The sequence below is a fragment of the Altererythrobacter litoralis genome, assembly GCF_036324225.1.
Taxonomy (GTDB): domain Bacteria; phylum Pseudomonadota; class Alphaproteobacteria; order Sphingomonadales; family Sphingomonadaceae; genus Erythrobacter; species Erythrobacter litoralis_A.
This window is the reverse complement of sequence record NZ_JAZDQV010000013.1, coordinates 22,353-40,615: the sequence shown is the minus strand read 5'-3', so window position 1 is coordinate 40,615 and position 18,263 is coordinate 22,353. Positions and strand designations below refer to the sequence as shown.

Genomic DNA, 18,263 nt, shown 5'->3' with positions numbered 1-18,263 from the left:
GTCAGTCCTTCAAATCCGGTCGCGTCGCGGTCCAAGGAAGAACGAAATTCCGGCCTTCGGACCAAGTCTGCCACACCATCTTACCGTCTAAGACACAAGCGGACGTGTAATAGAAGCCGATACCGTCAGTGGTACGGAATGCGACGCAAGTGCGACCCTGTGCCGTGCCCGCGCGACCGGCAAGTATTTCGCTATTGTAGAAACTGCCAGCAACGTTTCCTTCCGGATCGACGGCAAGAATCATCGGCTGGTTATAGGGCTCATCGTCCAAGTTGACCCTAAGATCGACTGTCCATTCGCCCGAAAGCGCGTGCGATCTCTCCTCGGCCGGGGTAGCGGCGACCAGCAGCATAGCGAGCGGGAGAAGTACCCCCTTCACCCCTTCAGCCTCTCGTCAACGATTTCACCGCCCTGCGTCAGGCGCACGGCATTGCCTATCTCTTCGTCGAGGACCGGCTTGCCCTGCTCCTTGTCCCAGAATGCGGAAAGGAAATTGTAGAGGTTGCGCGCAAACAGCGCCGAGGCGTCCGCCGCAAGGTGGCTGGGCGTGTTCGAATAGCCCATGATGGTGACGCCGTGACGCACCACCAGTTCGTCGGGCTTCGATCCTTCGACATTGCCGCCTTGGGCTACCGCAAGATCGAAGATCACGCTGCCGGGCTTCATCGAGGCGATCTGCGCATCACTGATCAGCCGCGGTGCCGCGCGCCCCGGGATCAGCGCAGTGGTGATGACGATATCCTGCTTGGCGATATGGCCGGACACCAGCTCCGACTGAGCCTTCTGGTATTCTTCCGACATTTCCGTGGCATAGCCGCCACTACCTTCGCCCTCGATCCCTGCGACGCTTTCGACGAAGATCGCCTTCGCGCCCAGCGACTGGATTTGCTCTTTGGTCGCACTGCGAACGTCAGTGGCCGAGACCTGCGCACCCAACCGCTTGGCGGTCGCAATCGCCTGAAGCCCGGCCACGCCTACACCCATGATGAAGACGCGCGCCGCCTGCACCGTTCCCGCTGCGGTCATCATCATCGGAAATGCACGGCCATACTGGTCGGCCGCAGCGATCACCGCCTTGTATCCCGACAGGTTCGACTGGCTTGAAAGCACGTCCATGCTCTGCGCACGGGTAATCCGCGGCATGAATTCCATGGAAAGGGCCTCAAGCCCCGCCTCGGCATAGGCGGACACTCGGTCCTTGCGCCCGAACGGATCGAAGGTCGCTGCAACCCAGGCACCCGGCTTTGTACCGGCCAACAGCTCGACATCGGGCGCCTGCACACCCAACACGATGTCAGCGCCCTTTACCGTTTCAGCGGCAGGACCCACGGCAGCGCCCGCGTCCTCGTAATCGCCGTCGGCGATCGCGGCGTGTTCGCCCGCACCTGCCTCTACCGCGATTTCAGCGCCTAGCGCGGCGAACTTGCGCACCGTTTCGGGAGTGATTGCCACGCGCCGCTCGCCGGCGGCACGTTCCTTCAGAACCGCAATGCGCAAGGCAAAAGACCTACTTGGCGATGATTGAGATGACGATCAGGGCGATCACCGCGATCACCGGAACCGCCCATTTCAGCATGCTGATGAAGCCGCCATAGGTCTTTTCGGCCGATTTCATGTCATGCGAAGCCATTTACGCGTCCCCTACTGGATTGAAGAATGGGGACGCTCTATCGCGCAAACGGCCCTATCACAAGGCCATCCGGGGCAATCTCATCCCATCGGATCAGCCTTAATAGGGTCTTTACCCGCACGCGCTAATCAAGGGTCCTGTTTCATGACGGGACGGTTTGTGGCGATGACGACGGGCGAACAGCGCGTGCTGATGCTGATTGATGACGAACCGGCGCAATGCCGGTTGATCAGTGCGCTTGCCGCGCGCGAAGGCTGGCGCACGATCATCGCGGGCGATCCCGACACAGCAGTCGCCATGCTGGGCACGCGCGACGGCATGCAGCTTTCGGCTATTATCCTCGATCAATGGGTTCCAGGCGACGATGCCTGCCAGCTGATCGAAGAATTGAAGCGCCGCCGCCCGGCCCTGCCGATCCTGATGCTCACCACCAGCGCATCGCCGCTGCTCGCGGTCGAAGCGATGCGCGCTGGCGCTGCAGACTATTTGATCAAGCCGGTTGCGCCCGATCGTTTGCTCGAAGCGCTGCGCGCTGCGACCGAGCGCGAGCGCCCGCAGGACGAACTTCAGCCGCTTACCGAGAAGATGCCGGCCAAGCTCGACTTCGACGCGATGGTCGGCAACGAGCCGAAGTTCCGCACTGCGCTGGCGCAAGCGGCCAAGGCGGCGCGTGGCCATGGCCATGTGCTGATCGAAGGTGAGAGCGGAACCGGCAAGGAAATGCTGATGCGCGCAATGCACGCGGCCAGCCCGCGTTCGAAGGCGCCTTTCCGCATCATCAACCTTGCGGGCGTTCCCGCAAATTCGATCGAATCGGTGCTGTTCGGACACGAGCCCGGCGCATTTGCCGGGGCGTTCGATCGCCAGATCGGCGCGCTCCAACAATGCGATGGAGGCACGCTGGTGCTCGACGAGGTCGACCGGCTGAGCGAGCGCCTTCAGGGCAAGCTGCTCGAAATGCTCGAAACCGGCATCGTCCGCCCGCTCGGCGCAAGCCACGGGTTCCGCATCGACGTGCGCCTGCTCAGCGCGGGCAATTTGCCGCTTGGCGAACTCGCCAAGGCAGGCAAGTTCGATCCGGTGCTGCTTGAAAAGATTGCGCACACGGCGATCAAGCTTCCGGCCCTGCGCGAACGCGCTGGCGACATTCCCGCGCTCACGCGGCATTTCCTGGGGCGCATCGGCGACCAACCGGGGCTCAGGCACCTGTCGATCGCAGATTCGGCGCTGGCGCTGCTCAAGGCCTATGACTGGCCCGGCAATGTCCGGCAGTTGCAGGCGGTGTTGTTCCGCGCAGCCGTGTTCTGCGACAATGAAGCACTGACTGCCGAAAGCTTCCCGCAGCTCAGCGAGCTTTTGGGCGAGCAGCCACAGGATATCGACGGCTCGTTCCACGATGGTGCCGGGGTGATGCTCTACACCGAAGACGGGAACCTGCGACCGCTCGAAGACATCGAAGCCGATGTCATCCGCCTCGCGATCGGTCATTATCGCGGCCGCATGACCGAGGTCGCGCGCCGTCTCGGCATCGGCCGTTCGACCCTTTACCGCAAGCTTGCGGACCTGGGTATCGACAACGCCGCTTGAGCGGTTTAAGGCGCGGCTCAAGAAAAGGAGTTCCTCAATTGGTCCAGTGACACCGCCCAGGCGGATGAAATGCACTCAACACAGCGCCGCAGATGGCGCGACATGACCAATTGTAAAACAGGAATTTCACATGCCCCGTCTCAAGGGAAAAATTTGTATTGTAACCGGCGGCGCCCGCGGCATCGGTCGCGGTGTTTGCGAAGCTTTCGCTAACGAAGGCGCGACCGTTGTCCTGACCGATATCGACGAAGCCGGAGGTAGGAAAGCCGCACAAGAGATCGGCTGCGAGTTCTTTGAGCTCGACGTGCGCGACGAGGCCCAGTGGGACCGGCTGGCGATGGCGCATCCGTCGATCGACGTGCTGGTCAACAACGCCGGGATCACCGGCTTCGAATCCTCGCCCGGCCCGCACGATCCGGAACATGCCTCGCTGGCCGAATGGCACGCAGTGCACGCGGTCAACACCGACGGAACCTTCCTCGGCTGCCGCTACGCATTGAAGGCGATGAAGGTCAAGGGCACCGGCTCGATCATCAACATGTCATCGCGTTCGGGCGTCGTCGGGATTCCCGCCGCAGCGGCCTATGCCGCATCGAAGGCAGCGATCCGCAACCATTCCAAATCTGTAGCTCTATATGCCGCACAGAATGGCTGGGCGATCCGCTGCAATTCGGTGCAACCGGCGGCGATCCTGACTCCGATGTGGGAAGCGCTGCTGGGCGACGAGCCCGGGCGCGAGGAACGGATGAAGGCGATGGTGGCCGACACCCCGCTGAAGCGTTTCGGCACGGTCGAGGAAGTCGCAGCGTTGTGCGTCTATCTCGCCAGCGACGAGAGCGCCTACATGACCGGCAGCGAGTTGACGCTCGATGGCGGCTTGCTGGCGGGTTCGGCGGCCTCCCCCGGCCAATCAGACGGGTAAGTCCGAAAAGTCCGTCAACGCGGCATCGCGCAGGCCCCGCCACACGTTGCGGGCCTGCACGGTGTCGGCGACATCGTGCACCCGCAACAGCTGAACCCCGGCATTCATCCCGGCGATCGCCAGTGCGATGCTCCCGCCTAGCCGCTGGTCCGCCGGTGCTTCGTTCGACAGCGCCCCGATCATCCGCTTGCGGCTGGCGCCCAGCAGCAGCGGCTGGCCCAGCGCGTGGAACAGGGGGAGCGCATTGATCAGCGCAAGGTTGTCAGCCAGCGACTTGCCGAAGCCGATGCCCGGATCGAGAATGATGTTCGCGCGCGAAATGCCCGCAGCAATCGCCGCATCGCGCCGTTCCTTCAGCCAGTCGAATACGTCGAACACCACATTGCCGTAGGTGGCGTTGGAATGCAGGTCTTCCCCGTCACCCGGCGCATGCATCAGGATCACCGGGCGGCCGCTGTTCGCCGCGAGCGTGAAGCTGCGCGGATCGTGCCGCATCGCGGAGACGTCATTTGCAATATGCGCCCCAGCTGCCAGCGCCGCTTCGAGCACGCCCGCACGGCGCGTGTCGACGCTGATCGCAGCCCCCATCGCGGCGCAATATTCGACCGCCGGGAGCACGCGCTCCTTTTCGTCGCCTTCCCAGGTCGCTGCTGCGCCCGGACGAGTGCTTTCGCCGCCGATATCGATGATCGCCGCGCCCGCTTCGAGCATGGCAGCGGCATGTTCGCGCCCCGCTTCGGGCCGGTCGAGGAACTCGCCGCCGTCGGAGAAACTGTCGGGCGTCACATTGAGGATGCCCATCACTTGCGGCTGGTCGAGGCGGATGGTCCGCGCCCCGCACTCGAGCGCCGGATGCACCAAAGCGAGATGGCGCCATTGCGCCTGCGCTTCATCGGCTACGCTAGCGGGCAATCCGCCCAGCACTTCGGCCATCTCCGCCGGGCTGGCGAGCCAGCGCTCGTCAGTCCTGCCATCGCGCCGCAGGATCACCGCAAAGCGATGCGCATAGACCATGCCACCCGCCAGCCGCACGGCTTGCCCATCTTCATGCTGGGGGCCTGGGGCAAAGCCGATAGGGCGAATGTAGATGCTCTCGGTCATCGGGCCTCGCTGAATACGGATCGGGCGGACCGATGCGACACATGCGACATAGTCCTGAACAAGAAAATCCGCCTTGCGCTCAATCACACGTCAGGCTGCGGATCAAGGGCGAGCTTGAATGGCATTTGCCCGCCTTAACAAGCAAACCGCGTGTAGGACAGCGCCTCAATCCTCCGTCGCAAGCAGGTAGAGCTGGCGCGCGGCATCGATCGGCTTGACCTCGCCACCGTCCTCATAGTGCCAGAAGGTCCAGCCGTTGCAGCTCGGCGCGCCTTGCAGATCCTTGCCCAAGCTGTGGATGCTGCCGGTTTGCTTGCCCATACCCAGCGAACCGTCCACCCGCACCGTGGCGATCCAGCGGCGCTTCTTGTCGAACACCTCGGTGCCCGGCTCGAGATAGCCGCTTTCGACCAGCGATCCGAAGGCGACGCGCGGCGCGGTCTTGGCGCTTTGCATTGTCATCAGCGCGCTTTCGTTGAGCGGCAGTTCCTTCTCGATCCGCTTCAGCGCGGCGTCGCGATAGATATTCTCGCGCTCGCAGCCGATCCATTCGCGGCCCAGGCGCTTGGCGACCGCACCGGTGGTGCCGGTGCCGAAGAACGGGTCGAGCACGACATCGCCCTTTTCAGTGGTCGCGAGCAGAACGCGATAGAGCAGCGCTTCGGGCTTCTGGGTCGGATGGACCTTGTGCCCGCCCTCTTTCAGCCGCTCGGGGCCCGAGCAGATCGGCAACAACCAGTCGCTACGCATCTGCAGCTCGTCATTGAGCGTCTTCATCGCGCGATAGTTGAAGTGGTACTTGGCCTTCTCGCCCATGCTCGCCCACAGCAGCGTCTCATGCGCATTGGTGAAGCGGGTGCCCTTGAAATTGGGCATGGGGTTCGACTTGCGCCACACGATGTCGTTGAGGATCCAGAAGCCGAGGTCCTGCAGGATCGCGCCGACGCGGTAGATATTGTGATAGCTGCCGATCACCCACAGCGAGCCGTCGGGCTTGAGCACGCGGCGCGCTTCGGTGAGCCAGTCGCGCGTGAATTCGTCGTAAGCGCGGAAGCTTTCGAACTGGTCCCAGTGATCGGTCACCGCATCGACCTGGCTGCCGTCGGGGCGATTGAGGTCGCCGCCCAGCTGCAGATTATAGGGCGGATCGGCAAAGACGCAGTCGACCGATGCGCTCGGCAGGCTGCGCATCGCTTCGATGCAATCGCCCGAAAGGATCTGCCCTAAAGGCAGCTCCACCGGTGCGGCAACAGCAGTTCGGGCGCGCATTTCGCGCGCTTTTGCGGTCTCGAGGACCCCCATGATGCATTCCCCTCAGATCAGTTATCCACAGGGTGAGTCCTGACGGACTCCGGGTCAAGCACCAAATAATCGGCGATTATGGTTAACAGGCCGTTAGCTAAGGGAGAACGAAAAGAGTCCCACACAAGATGTTGAGTCTGGTGGGATTCCCCAGACTCGACATGCTGCGGTGTTGCACCGAGGACTCAATCCTCGCGCTAAGTGTCAGGCAAACATCAAAGCGGTGTTGGCGGCAAAGGCGATGACCAGCAGGGCACCGATCATGCGGCTGATTTCCTTTGCCCGCCACACCAGCAGCAGGAACGCCACCGCGCTGAGCGCCAGCAGCACCATTTCGTAGCTCAGCAAATCCGCAGGGACCGCGAAGGGAGCGATCGTCATCGTCGCGCCGCCGATCAGCAGGATGTTGTAGATGTTCGAGCCCACGACATTGCCGATCGCGAGACCGGGCTTGCCGCGGATCGCAGCGGCTACCGACGCCGCCAGCTCGGGGAGCGAAGTGCCAACCGCGACGACCGTGAGGCCGATCACCGTTTCCGAGATGCCGCTGAGCCGCGCAAGGTCGATCGCGCCGGTCACCAGCACCTGGCCGCCCGCGATAAGCAGGCCCAGCCCGATCGCGAACAGCAGGATTGCGGCCGGAAGGCGGACCTGCGCTTCGGGCTCGTCCTCCTCGTCGCCCGCATCGCTGTGCGGATGGTTGTAGCGCCAGTAGACATAGGCAACGATCGCCGCGAGCAGTGCAGCCCCGACCCAAACCGAGCCCAGCTGCGCTGCGGTGATTGCCCACAGAACAAGTGTCACCACCAGCGCGACCACTGCGTCGCGCTGCCCCGAACCGCTGAGCGCGATCGGCATCACAAGCGCGGTTGCACCGAGGATCAACAGCGTATTGGCAATGTTCGATCCGACGATATTGCCCCAGGCGATGCCCGGCGATCCGGCCAGCGCTGCTTCCACGCTCGCCACCATTTCGGGCATCGAGGTCGCCGCCCCGACGATCACCAGCCCGGTGATGAGATTGGAAACGCCGAGCCGCTGGGCGATGCCGACTGAGCCGCGCACAAGGAGTTCGCCGCCAATGGCAAGGCCGGCAAGGCCTACCAGGCTGTATAGAATCGCTTCGATCATGCCGCGGCGGTTAGACGAATTGCGGGATTATAGAAGCGCCAATTGCGCAACAGGGGCAAAGCTTTGCCGATGCAGGGGGGTCGGTCCATGCTCGCGCAACGCTTCAAGGTGCTGGGGCGTTCCATAGCCCTTGTTGTGTTCCCATCCGTAATGCGGATGCGCCTCCGCCGCTTCGCACATCAGCCGGTCGCGCCATTCCTTGGCGACGATCGACGCGGCCGAAATCGCAGGCTCGCTGGCATCGCCCCCGATGATCGCTCGTGCCTGATGCCAGCGCCATTCGGCGCAGCGCCCGTGCGGAGTGAAATTGCCGTCGATCAGGATGAAGTCGGGCTCGGCGCCGAGGCGCTCGACCAGCTGGGCGACGGCGCGTGTCATCGCATGCATGGTCGCAACCAATATGTTGAGCCGGTCGATCTCTTCGGGCTCCACCACGCCAAGGCCCCAGGCGCAGTCGGCCCGGATGCGCGTGTCGAGCGTTTCGCGCCGCTTCGCAGAAAGCTGTTTGGAATCGGCAAGACCATTCGGAACGGGCTGGCAAAGCACGACAGCCGCGGCTACGACCGGCCCCGCCAGGGGCCCGCGCCCCGCCTCGTCCACACCGACGATCAGCGGCCGGGCACCGAAATCCATCTCGTGAGTTGCAGAAGCCATGACCATGATCTCAAAACTGTCCCCCGCCCTATTCCCTGCCTCGATCCTGCTCGCAAGCTGCGGCGCCACCGCACATGTGGACACTGGCCCTGCTGCCGCCGACGTGGCGGTCGAGGAAGTGGCGACTTACGAGCGCCCCTGGGCCGCTGCTTTCGTGCCCGGCACCGAAGTGCTCGTGATCACGCTCAAGGCCGGCGAGCTGCGCGGCATCGATACTGCGACCGGCCGCCAGTTCGTCATCACCGGCGCGCCGCAGGTCGATTTCGGCGGCCAGGGCGGCCTCGGCGACGTGGCCTTCCTGCCGAGCGAAGCTGCGGAAACGGTTGGTAGCCGCACGATCTACCTCAGCTGGGCCGAGGCTGGCGAAAATGACACGCGCGGCGCCGTGGTGGGCCGCGGCACGCTGAACTGCGTGGCGGGCGGCGACTGCGCCGTCGAAGGGCTCAAAGTGATCTGGCGCCAGGCGCCCAAGGTAACCGGGCGCGGCCACTATTCGCACCGCATCCGTTTCTCGCCCGACGAACGCTATATGTTCGTCGCCAGCGGTGACCGGCAGAAGATGCAGCCGGCGCAGGACACGACCAATACGCTCGGCTCGATCGTCCGGCTCAACCTCGACGGATCGCCAGCCGAAGGCAACCCGCTCGCCAGCGAAGGCGGCGTGACCGCGCAAATCTGGTCGTGGGGCCACCGCAATATTCTGGGCATGGACTGGGATGCGGAAGTCCGGTTGTGGGAAGTCGAGCACGGCCCGGCCGGTGGCGACGAGCTGAACCTCGTCAAGCCCGGCGCGAACTATGGCTGGCCCGAGCGCTCGTTCGGCGAGCATTACAATGGCGATCCGATCCCCGATCATGCGGCGGATGACGGCTTCGCCCAGCCCGCGGCGCATTGGACCCCGGTGATCGCCCCAAGCGACATGATCTTCTATCGCGGCGACATGTTCGGCGGCTGGAAGGGCGATGCGCTAATCACCGGGCTCGGCAGCGAAGCGCTGGTGCGCGTCGAGATCGACGGGGAAACCGCGCATGAAGCGGCACGCTTCCCGATTGGCGGGCGCTTACGCTCGATCGACGAAGGTCCGGACGGCGCGCTGTGGGTGCTCGAAGACGGCGAAGGCGCGCGGCTGCTCAAGGTCACGCCGAAGTAAGCCTCGGCCAAACCCGCACGATTTACATCGACAGGGGGCATCGTGCCGCCTAAGCGCGCCCGCGCAATGGCGTGTCTGATCCCCCTGAGCAATGTCGATGCCGATCTGATCGAGCAATTGCTCGACCGTGCCTTCGGTCCTGACCGTCACGCGCGCACCGCCTATCGTATCCGCGAGGGGACCGACTGGCTCGAAGCGCTGAGCTTCGCCGCGCTCGACGATGAAGACATGCTGGTGGGCACGATCCAGATCTGGCCGGTCGCGCTAACTGACCCGACGGGCAGGCCGCACCCTATGCTGATGGTCGGCCCGGTCGCGGTCCTGCCCGAACATCAGGGCGAGGGATACGGCAAGGCATTGATGCTGGCCTCGCTCGAAGCGATCGCCCAGACCTCACCTGCAGGCGGCGCGCTGCCGCAGGTGCTGATCGGCGACGAGGATTATTACGGTCGCTTCTTTGGCTTTTCCGCGCAGCACACCGGCAAGTGGTACTGCCCCGGCCCGTTCGAACGCGGGCGGTTGCTGGCCCGCTGCGACAACCCGGCGGTGCTTCCCGAAGAAGGCATGCTCGGCCCCTGGCTGACCGAAGCGGCTGCGCGGGACTTGGCGGATTGAGCGCGATCTGGCATCGCTCGCCCCGCAATGCCTTATGAACCGCCGCCTTACCTTGCCGAACTGACGCTGGCGCAGATCGCCGAGCAAGTGGCCGCGCGCAAACTGCCTCCGGTCGAGAGCTGGCAGCCCGAAAGGGTAACCGACAGCCACATGCGGATCGCCGCAGACGGCACATGGTTCCACCAGGGCGAAAAGATCAGGCGCGAGGCGATGGTGCGTGCCTTTGCCGGGCTGCTGCTGCGCGACGATGCCGGAAATCACTGGCTGGTCACTCCGTTCGAGAAGGCCGCAATCGAAGTGGAGGATGCCGCCTTCATCGCGGTCGACGTCGCGCGGCGCGATGGAGGCCTCGCCTTCCGCCTCAACATTGACGAACTGGTCATCGTCGGGCCGGAGCACCGCCTGCGCGCTACAGGCAATCCGGAGACCCCGGCGCTCTACCTACAAGTTCGGCGCGGATGCGAGGCTCGGCTCAATCGCTCGACCTACCAGCAGCTGGCTGAAATCGCGCTGGCCGAAAGCGACGACTGGAGCGTCACCAGCATGGGCGAGAGTTTCTCGCTGGTGCCGCAATGAGCGCGCTCTACGATCACCTGTCGCAGCTGTTTGAGCGCGGCCATGAAAGGGATATTTCCGACCTGCTGACCGATGCGCGCTTTGCACAGGCGGGGCGGACCGCCGACGCCGCAGTGCTGATTGCCGTTACCGACAAACCCGAGCCGGGCGTGATCCTGACCCAGCGCCCGCGCGACATGCGCGACCATCCGGGGCAAGTCGCCTTTCCCGGCGGCAAGATCGACCCGGGCGAAGACGCGATTGCTGCCGCGCTGCGCGAGGCGGAAGAAGAGCTCTCCTTGCCCAGCAGCCATGTCCGCGTGATCGGCCCGACCGACCGCTACCTGACCGGCACCGGCTTCAATGTCACGCCCGTGCTGGGCGTGGTGCCGCCCGACCTCGACCTCAGCCCGAACCCCACCGAGGTCGAGGCATGGTTCGAGGCACCGTTCAAGCTGCTGCTCGAGCGCGAGCATTGGTCCACGCAGGAAGTGTTCTGGCGCGGCGAAACGCGGCGCTACCTCGAGCTGCATTACGACGGCTTTCGCATCTGGGGCGTGACTGCGGCGATCATCGCCAATCTTGCGCGGCGGATTGCTGCAGACGACCTTCTTCCCCTTTCCCGTTCGGCCTGAGCTTGTCGAAGGCCTGTATTTTCTTCTAGCTGCATCATGAAACAGAAGGACAACCCTTCGACAGGCTCAGGGTGAACGGAATTCCAGTGCGTTTATCGCTTCAATCGGCAGAGTGGACACGGCGCGAAGGGCTGAAGGCGCTCACCGATGCGCTGGGAGCCGAGAATATCCGCTGGGTTGGCGGCGCGATACGCGACAGCCTACTCGGGACCGATGTGAGCGATGTCGATTGTGCCACCGTGCTGTTGCCCGATGACGTCATGGAGCGTTGCCGCCTTGTCGGCATCCGCACCGTGCCCACCGGGATCGAGCACGGCACGGTGACTGCCATCCTGAAGGGCGGGCCGGTCGAAATCACGACACTGCGGCGCGACGTCGCCACCGACGGGCGGCGCGCCACTGTGGCCTTTGCGGAAAAGTGGGAAGAGGACGCAGCAAGGCGCGATTTTACCATCAACGCGCTCTACGCGCACCCCGAAACGCTTGAGATTTCTGATTATTTCGGCGGGATGGACGATCTGGCCGCGCGGCGAGTGCGCTTCATCGGCGACGCGCGCGAGCGGATTCGCGAGGACCACTTGCGTATCCTGCGCTATTTCCGGTTCCAGGCACGGTTCGGGGCGGAACTCGACCGCAAAGCCGAAGAAGCCTGCGCCGAACTTGCCCCGACGCTCAAGGGCCTTAGCCGCGAACGCATCGCCGCCGAACTCGCGGCGTTGCTCGCATTGCCGCATCCCTATGCGACAGTCGCGCGGATGCGGCAGCTGGGCGTGCTGCAGGTCGTGCTGCCTGAAGCTTCTCCCCAACAGGTCGAACTGCTCGGCCAAGTCGTCGCAGCCGAGCGCCAGCAGGGATTCGCGCCCGAACCGATGCGGCGAATGGCGGCGCTTTTGCCGCCGATGGTCGAGGTGGCCGAGACCGTTTCGGCGCGGCTGCGCCTGTCGCGCGCGCAGCGGGGACATCTCGTCTCCGTTGCCGCGCGCCAGCAGGCCGATTTGGAACACCCGCAAGCCCTCGCCTATCGCGAAGGCAGCGCGGTCGCGATCGATCGGCTGCTGTTGCAGGGCGCGGACGCGAGCCATTTAAGGCATTGGAATATACCACAATTCCCGCTCAAAGGGGGTGAGATCGTCGCGCGCGGCGTATCCGCCGGTCCGCAGGTCGCGCGCACCCTGCGCAAGGTCGAGCAGCACTGGATCGACGAAGGCTTCCCTTCGCGCAGCCGTGTGCTGGAACTGCTCGATCGCGAGCTTTCCGGCCAAAGCGATCCCGCTTAAGCCCAGCTTCAGGCTCGACCTGCCATTCGGGGGTGCGGTTGCACTCGCGCATTTGATGTGGCTATAGAGCACCACCGCTGCGGCTCCATAAGTAGCTGCGGCATTGGACTGGCCTTGTCCCGGTCCTCCGTCACACGGCTGTTACAGTCGCCGGCGTCGCCCAGATTTTCCGGCTTGCGGCGCTGTTTGAAACGAACTGAACGGAGAATAATGATGAAATTTGCCAAGCTCGCCATCCTGGCAGCCGCGCTTGCGGCAACCCCGATTGCAGCTCAGGCCTCGGCCATCGAGGCTGGCGCCACAGTTTACGGCCCAGAGGGCAATGAAGTGGGCAAGATTGCTTCGGTCATCGATGGAGTTGCCACGCTCGACACCGGCAAGCACCAGGTGCCGCTGGGTCTCGATTCCTTCGGTCAGGGCGCAACCGGCCCGACCATCACCGTTACCAAGGCGCAGCTCAACGCCATGATGGACGAGCAGCTCGCCGCCGCCGCTGCAGGTCGCGATGCCGCGCTGGTCGAAGGTGCCGCACTCGTTTCGGCTGACGCCCAGCCGGCCGGCATGATCAAGTCGATCGACACCGATGCCGACATCGTCGTGGTTGAGCGCGAGACCGGCCTTGTTTCGCTCAAGCGCGAACATTTCGCGGTCGACGCCAATGGCGCACTGATGGCGCTGTTCACGCTGGCCCAGATCGATTCCGCGACAGTCGCCAACTGATCAACGCGTGATCAGAAAACAGGGGCCGTGCGACATGGCGTCGCGCGGCCCCTTGCTTTTGGGGCGGCCGATCAGTCCGCGGCGGGAGGCGGGCTGAAACAATTGTCCTTGGGGAAACCCTGAGGGGGAAGGCGCCCGGCCGCACCGCGCGCGACCTTCCACTGCCAGATATCGCTTTCGGTACGGGTGCGATCGCCCTTCCCGCCCATCTGCCAGCTCAGGCCTTCGGACAGGACGAAGGTTGTCGCATCCGACAGGCCACCGTCGCGATAGCGCTGCAGTGTCACGCCCTGCCCGCGCGCCAGCACGGGCACTTCCTCGAGGTTGAAGACGACCAGCTTGCGGTTGTCGCCCACGCAAGCGACATGGTCATGCCCCTCGCCGATCGGGTGCACCACATTCAGCTTCGCGCCGTCCTTGAGGTTCACCACCTGGCGGCCCTTGCGGGTTTCGGCCAGCAGTTCGCTCTCTTCCGCGACGAAGCCCTTGCCCGGGGTCGATGCGAGCAGCAGGCGTGCGCCGGGCCGGTGCACCACCATGCCTGCAATTCCGGTTTCGGCTTCGAGATCGACCATCGACTGGACGGGCTCGCCGAAACCTCGCGCGCCCGGCAGTTTGTCCGCGCCCAGCGTGTAGAAGCGACCGTTCTCGGCGGCGATCAGGATCTTGTCGGTGGTCTGCGCGTGGGCAATGAAAGCGAGGCCATCGCCTTCCTTGTATTTGAATTCCTGGTCGAGCGGGACATGCCCGCTCGCCGCGCGGATCCAGCCCTTGCGCGAAAGGATCACCGTAACCGGCGCCTTCTCGATCATGGCATCCATGCTGAATTCGACCGCGGGCGCAGCTTCCTCGATCCGTGTGCGGCGCGCGCCTAGCGCGGTATCCTCTGCATATTCCTTGCGCAGGCTGCCAAGGTCGCGCTTGAGCCGTGTTCGCTGGCGCGCCGGACTTTCGAGCAGCTTGCCCAGCTCGTCCTGCTCTTTCAGCAGGTCGTCTTTCTCCTGCCGCAGCTCCATTTCCTCGAGCCTGCGCAAGCTGCGCAGCCGCATGTTGAGGATTGCTTCCGCCTGCCGGTCGGTGAGGTTGAATTCCGCCATCATCACCGGCTTCGGCTCATCCTCGGTGCGGATGATCTCGATCACCCGGTCGAGGTTGAGGAAGGCGATGACATAGCCTTCGACCAGCTCAAGCCGCCGCGCGATCTGGTCCAGCCGGTGCTGGGCGCGACGCTGGAGGATGTCGATCTGGCTCGCCACCCAGTTCTGCAGCAGTTCCTTCAGCCCCATCACCATGGGCGTTCGATTGGCGTCGAGTACGTTGAGGTTGAGCCCGAAGCGCGTTTCGAGATCGGTCAGCTTGAAGACCGATTCCTTGAGCAATTCCGGATCGACATTGCGGCTGCGCGGCACCAGCACGATGCGGATCGCTTCGTCGCTCTCGTCGCGCACATCCTCGAGGATCGGCAGCTTCTTGTCGGCGATCGCCGCTGCGATCTGCTCGATCAGCTTGCCCTTCTGCACCTGGTAGGGGATCTGGGAGATCACCAGTTGCCATTGCCCGCCGCCCAGCCGCTCGATACCCGCATCGCGGTCGGCCGCATCCTTGGCTTCCGCGGCATGGAACACCCCGCGCACGCGGAACGATCCGCGCCCGGTTTCATAGGCATCCGCGATCACCTGCTTGCTGTCGATGATCTGTCCGCCGGTCGGGAAATCGGGGCCCTGGAACAGCTCCATCAGCCGCGCGTGCTCGACATGCGGGTTGTCGATCAGCTCGAGCGTGGCGTCGATGATCTCGGCGACATTGTGGCTCGGGATATTGGTGGCCATCCCCACCGCGATCCCGCTTGAGCCATTGGCCAGCAAATTGGGGAACAGGCCGGGGAATATCTCCGGCTCCTGCTCTTCTCCATTGTAAGTCGGGATGAAATCGACCGTGCCTTCGTCGAGTCCGGCCATCAATTGCAGCGCGGTCTTGGTCAGCCGCGCTTCAGTGTAGCGATAGGCAGCGGCATTATCGCCGTCGATATTGCCGAAGTTGCCCTGCCCTTCGACCAGCGGGTAACGCAGCGCGAAATCCTGCGCGAGGCGGACCATGGCGTCGTAGACCGAGGCATCGCCATGCGGATGGTATTTGCCGATCACGTCGCCGACCACGCGGGCCGATTTCTTGAATGCCGAATTGGGATCGAGCTTGAGCTGGCGCATCGCCCACAGCAGGCGGCGATGGACCGGCTTCAGCCCGTCGCGCAGGTCGGGCAGCGAACGCGCGGTAATCGTCGAGAGCGCATAGACGAGATAACGCTCTTCCAGCGCGGAATCGAACGGCGCGTCGACGATTGCATCAAAGGGGTCAGGTTCAGTCATATCGATTACGTCAGGCATTGCTCACGCGCTTAGCAATGCGCGGGGCGCGGGGGGAGAGGCGTTTCCACAGGAACGACGCACCGCGCTGCGTCGTTCACATCCGCTGCATGTCGTGCGCTTCGATGGGCACCGATACGGACAGCCCGTCGAGCTCCGGCGTGAGGTCGATCTGGCAGGAGAGACGGCTCGTCCGGCGCACGCCAGCGGCGAAATCGAGCATGTCCTCCTCTTCCTCGCTCGCGGGAGGCAGCTTGTCGAACCATTCGGCATCGACAATCACATGGCAGGTGGAACACGCCATCTGGCCTTCGCAGGTGCCCTCTAGCGGGACGCCGAGCGCCTGCCCCAATTCGAGCAGCGACTGGCCCGGTTCGCCCACGCCTTCGGTCACATCGCCTTTGGAATCGGTGAAACGAACCCGGATCGTCAAAGCCCTTGCTCCTTCGCTGCTGCGTTAATCTGCTGCGCGGCCCGTTCGATCTCGTCAAGCGTGGTGTAGCGCCCGAAGCCGAGCCGGATCGAGCTCTTCGCTTCGCGATCGGACAGGCCGATTGCCTTCAGCACATGGCTCGGGCGGCCCGAACCGCTGGCGCAGGCGCTTCCGGCGCTGAACATTACTTCGCGGCAATCGCTCATCAGCCGCGCGACATCGAGCCCGTCCCTGCGGATGTTGAGATTGCCGTGCCAGCGGCAGTCGGCGCTGCCGTTGAGCGTCCAGCCGTCGAACAGTTCGCGCGCCCTCGCCCACAGCGTCTCGACATGCGCGGCGTCCATCTCCATCGATTCCTGCGCCAGCGCCGCGGCTGCGCCGAATCCGGCGATCAGGGCCGGGCTGAGCGTTCCCGAACGCAGCCCGCCTTCCTGCCCGCCGCCCGTCTGCTGCTCGGCAAGTTCGACCCCGTCGCGGACCCAGAGCGCGCCCACGCCCTTGGGCCCGTGGAGCTTATGCGCGGAAACGGCGATCATGTCGGCATCGGCGATCGCGAGCTTGCCATAGGCCTGCACTGCATCGCACAGGTAGAGAGCGCCCGCTTCCTTCGCTTTCGCGCACCATTCGGCGGTGGACTGGATCGTGCCGATCTCGTTATTGAACTGCATCACGCAAGCGAGCCGCGTTCCGGCTGGCAGGCCTTGTGCGGGATCGCACAGGCCTTCGCTATCGACGTCCAGGACATGCGCCCGCCCCAGTGCCTGCGCGGTATCGAGCACAGCTGCGTGCTCGATCGCGGAGACGGCAATCGGGCCGTCACCGCCCGATCCGCGGATCGCGAGGTTGATCGCTTCGGTCGCCCCACTGGTAAAGATCAGCCGCCCGCCCGAAGGGAACAGTGCAGCAATCTTCTCGCGGGCGGCCTCCACCGCAGCGGCGGCCATGCGCCCCATGCGATGCGGCGAGTGCGGGTTGCCGAAGCTGTCGCTGTCCGGCCCGCCGAGCCAGCGCAGCATGGCCTCGCGCGCTTCGGGCGCAAGTGGAGTTGTGGCCTGATAGTCTAGGTAGATCATTGAACAAGCTCTCTATCCGTTCGCCCTGAGCTTGTCGAAGGGCTGTACTTCTTTCAATAAAAAGCAGGGCTTCGACAGGCTCAGCCCGAACGGGTCAGGACAAAGACTTCCAGGCATCCGCGAACCGTTCCAGATCCTCGGGCGTCGTGTTCCAGCCGATACTGACGCGGATCGTGCGCGCGGCGACTTCGTCCGACACGCCAAATGCATCGAGCACGCGGCTTTTCTTGAGCGTGCCGGAGGAACAGGCGCTCCCCGCTGAAACCGCGAAACCCATCGCATCGAGCTGGATCAGAAGCGCCTGCGCGCTCAGCTTCGGGTGCGTAAGCGCAAGAATGTAATCGGCTTGCTCGCCAAGCGTGATCCGGTCTCTGGAAAGCCGCACCGCGAATGCCGCCCGGTCATCCGGCGAAGTCTGCCATGCACCGCATTCCAGCGCCGCAGCCATTCCCATCGCTCCGGGCAAATTCTCGGTCCCCTGCCGGTATCCGCGTTCGTGCCCGCCAACGGGTTCCAGCAGGTTGAAATCGCGCACCAGCAAGGCGCCGATCCCGATCGGTCCGCCGAATTTGTGGGCGGAGATCACCAGCATGTCGGCATCGGGCAGATCGAGCTTGCCGGCCGATTGTGCGCAATCCGATAGCAGCAGCGCGCCGGTGGTCCGGATCGTTTCCGCCATTTGCGACACTGGGTTGATCACGCCGGTTTCCGAATTGACGTGCTGGATCGCGCAGAGCGATCCGGCGCCAATCGAAATCTCGTCCGAGAACAGCTCGGCATCCGGCGCGGCGCGGAACACTGCGTCATGCTCTACGGCGCTGACGATCCGGCGAGATACCTTGGCGCGGTTGAGCGCAATCCACAGCGCCTCGCTCGCGCCGCTGGTGAATATGAGTTCGCCGTCCCACCCCAGGCTTGCCTTGATCCGCTCGCGCGCATCCTCCAGCGCCGCCTTGGCCTTGCGCCCTTCGGCATGCGGGCTCGACGGGTTCGCCCAGATCGCAAAGCCCTCGCCCATCGCGCGCTTCGCTTCCGGGCGCAGCGGCGATGTTGCGGCATGATCGAGATAGATGCGTTCTGGAATGGGTCGCCCCTGTGGCCGAATGCGCGAAATG

The 18,263-nt window shown here is 64.2% G+C and carries 19 protein-coding genes; 8 read left to right on the top strand and 11 right to left on the bottom strand.

Features of this window, described 5'->3' with window-relative positions; all coding sequences use genetic code 11:
* Position 1 precedes the first annotated feature (1 nt).
* The 3 genes from VRS74_RS11815 to VRS74_RS11805 are packed head-to-tail and all read right to left on the bottom strand — an operon-like array spanning position 2 to position 1,630.
* Positions 2-379 (bottom strand): hypothetical protein, encoded by a 378-nt coding sequence (locus VRS74_RS11815; RefSeq protein WP_354145427.1) that lies wholly within the window; start codon positions 377-379, stop codon positions 2-4.
* Positions 376-1,497, bottom strand: a complete 1,122-nt coding sequence (locus tag VRS74_RS11810; RefSeq protein WP_354145426.1) for an NAD(P) transhydrogenase subunit alpha — start codon at positions 1,495-1,497, stop codon at positions 376-378. Before VRS74_RS11810 ends, VRS74_RS11815 begins: the two co-directional genes overlap by 4 nt.
* A 10-nt stretch (positions 1,498-1,507) precedes the next feature.
* Positions 1,508-1,630, bottom strand: coding sequence for an aa3-type cytochrome c oxidase subunit IV (locus VRS74_RS11805; RefSeq protein ID WP_354145425.1), 123 nt, complete (start codon positions 1,628-1,630; stop codon positions 1,508-1,510).
* 144 nt (positions 1,631-1,774) lie between these two features.
* Between VRS74_RS11805 and VRS74_RS11800 the strand changes: the two genes are divergently transcribed.
* Positions 1,775-3,217, top strand: coding sequence for a sigma-54-dependent transcriptional regulator (locus VRS74_RS11800; protein ID WP_435521400.1), 1,443 nt, complete (start codon positions 1,775-1,777; stop codon positions 3,215-3,217).
* Between the two features lie 130 nt (positions 3,218-3,347).
* Positions 3,348-4,139, top strand: coding sequence for an SDR family NAD(P)-dependent oxidoreductase (locus tag VRS74_RS11795; RefSeq protein WP_354145424.1), 792 nt, complete (start codon positions 3,348-3,350; stop codon positions 4,137-4,139).
* Here the strand turns inward: VRS74_RS11795 and folP are convergent.
* The 4 genes from folP to rnhB form a co-directional block, all read right to left on the bottom strand.
* A complete protein-coding gene (gene folP, locus VRS74_RS11790) occupies positions 4,128-5,240 on the bottom strand; it encodes a dihydropteroate synthase (protein WP_354145423.1) in 1,113 nt (370 codons plus the stop codon). The genes VRS74_RS11795 and folP overlap by 12 nt on opposite strands.
* Before the next feature lie 165 nt (positions 5,241-5,405).
* On the bottom strand, positions 5,406-6,542 hold the full coding sequence (locus tag VRS74_RS11785) for a site-specific DNA-methyltransferase (RefSeq protein ID WP_354145422.1): 1,137 nt from the start codon (positions 6,540-6,542) through the stop codon (positions 5,406-5,408).
* A 204-nt stretch (positions 6,543-6,746) separates the two neighbouring features.
* Positions 6,747-7,673, bottom strand: a complete 927-nt coding sequence (locus tag VRS74_RS11780) for a calcium/sodium antiporter (RefSeq protein ID WP_354145421.1) — start codon at positions 7,671-7,673, stop codon at positions 6,747-6,749.
* Positions 7,674-7,700: 27 nt separating this feature from the next.
* Entirely contained in the window at positions 7,701-8,327 is a 627-nt protein-coding gene (gene rnhB / locus VRS74_RS11775; protein ID WP_435521399.1) for a ribonuclease HII, read from the bottom strand.
* Between rnhB and VRS74_RS11770 the strand changes: the two genes are divergently transcribed.
* From VRS74_RS11770 to VRS74_RS11740, 6 genes are all read left to right on the top strand, one after another.
* Entirely contained in the window at positions 8,326-9,477 is a 1,152-nt protein-coding gene (locus tag VRS74_RS11770; protein ID WP_354145419.1) for a PQQ-dependent sugar dehydrogenase, read from the top strand. The genes rnhB and VRS74_RS11770 overlap by 2 nt on opposite strands.
* Positions 9,478-9,543: 66 nt before the next feature.
* Positions 9,544-10,092, top strand: a complete 549-nt coding sequence (locus tag VRS74_RS11760; RefSeq protein ID WP_354145417.1) for a GNAT family N-acetyltransferase — start codon at positions 9,544-9,546, stop codon at positions 10,090-10,092.
* A gap of 27 nt (positions 10,093-10,119) precedes the next feature.
* Positions 10,120-10,668, top strand: coding sequence for a DUF1285 domain-containing protein (locus VRS74_RS11755; protein ID WP_354145416.1), 549 nt, complete (start codon positions 10,120-10,122; stop codon positions 10,666-10,668).
* A complete protein-coding gene (locus VRS74_RS11750) occupies positions 10,665-11,282 on the top strand; it encodes a CoA pyrophosphatase (RefSeq protein ID WP_354145415.1) in 618 nt (205 codons plus the stop codon). Before VRS74_RS11755 ends, VRS74_RS11750 begins: the two co-directional genes overlap by 4 nt.
* Before the next feature lie 86 nt (positions 11,283-11,368).
* A complete protein-coding gene (locus VRS74_RS11745; protein WP_354145414.1) occupies positions 11,369-12,559 on the top strand; it encodes a CCA tRNA nucleotidyltransferase in 1,191 nt (396 codons plus the stop codon).
* 210 nt (positions 12,560-12,769) lie between these two features.
* A complete protein-coding gene (locus VRS74_RS11740) occupies positions 12,770-13,279 on the top strand; it encodes a hypothetical protein (RefSeq protein ID WP_354145413.1) in 510 nt (169 codons plus the stop codon).
* 71 nt (positions 13,280-13,350) lie between these two features.
* On the opposite strand, the gene parC is transcribed toward VRS74_RS11740, so the two are convergent.
* The 4 genes from parC to VRS74_RS11720 all read right to left on the bottom strand — a co-directional run bounded on the left by parC (position 13,351) and on the right by VRS74_RS11720 (position 18,220).
* On the bottom strand, positions 13,351-15,645 hold the full coding sequence (parC, locus tag VRS74_RS11735) for a DNA topoisomerase IV subunit A (RefSeq protein ID WP_354145412.1): 2,295 nt from the start codon (positions 15,643-15,645) through the stop codon (positions 13,351-13,353).
* A gap of 94 nt (positions 15,646-15,739) precedes the next feature.
* The gene (locus VRS74_RS11730) at positions 15,740-16,075 is read right to left on the bottom strand and encodes a 2Fe-2S iron-sulfur cluster-binding protein (protein WP_435521398.1); all 336 of its coding nucleotides are present in this window, start codon (positions 16,073-16,075) and stop codon (positions 15,740-15,742) included.
* Entirely contained in the window at positions 16,072-17,148 is a 1,077-nt protein-coding gene (locus tag VRS74_RS11725; RefSeq protein ID WP_354145411.1) for a cysteine desulfurase family protein, read from the bottom strand. Before VRS74_RS11725 ends, VRS74_RS11730 begins: the two co-directional genes overlap by 4 nt.
* Positions 17,149-17,242: 94 nt before the next feature.
* Positions 17,243-18,220, bottom strand: coding sequence for a cysteine desulfurase family protein (locus tag VRS74_RS11720; protein WP_354145458.1), 978 nt, complete (start codon positions 18,218-18,220; stop codon positions 17,243-17,245).
* Positions 18,221-18,263 lie beyond the last annotated feature (43 nt).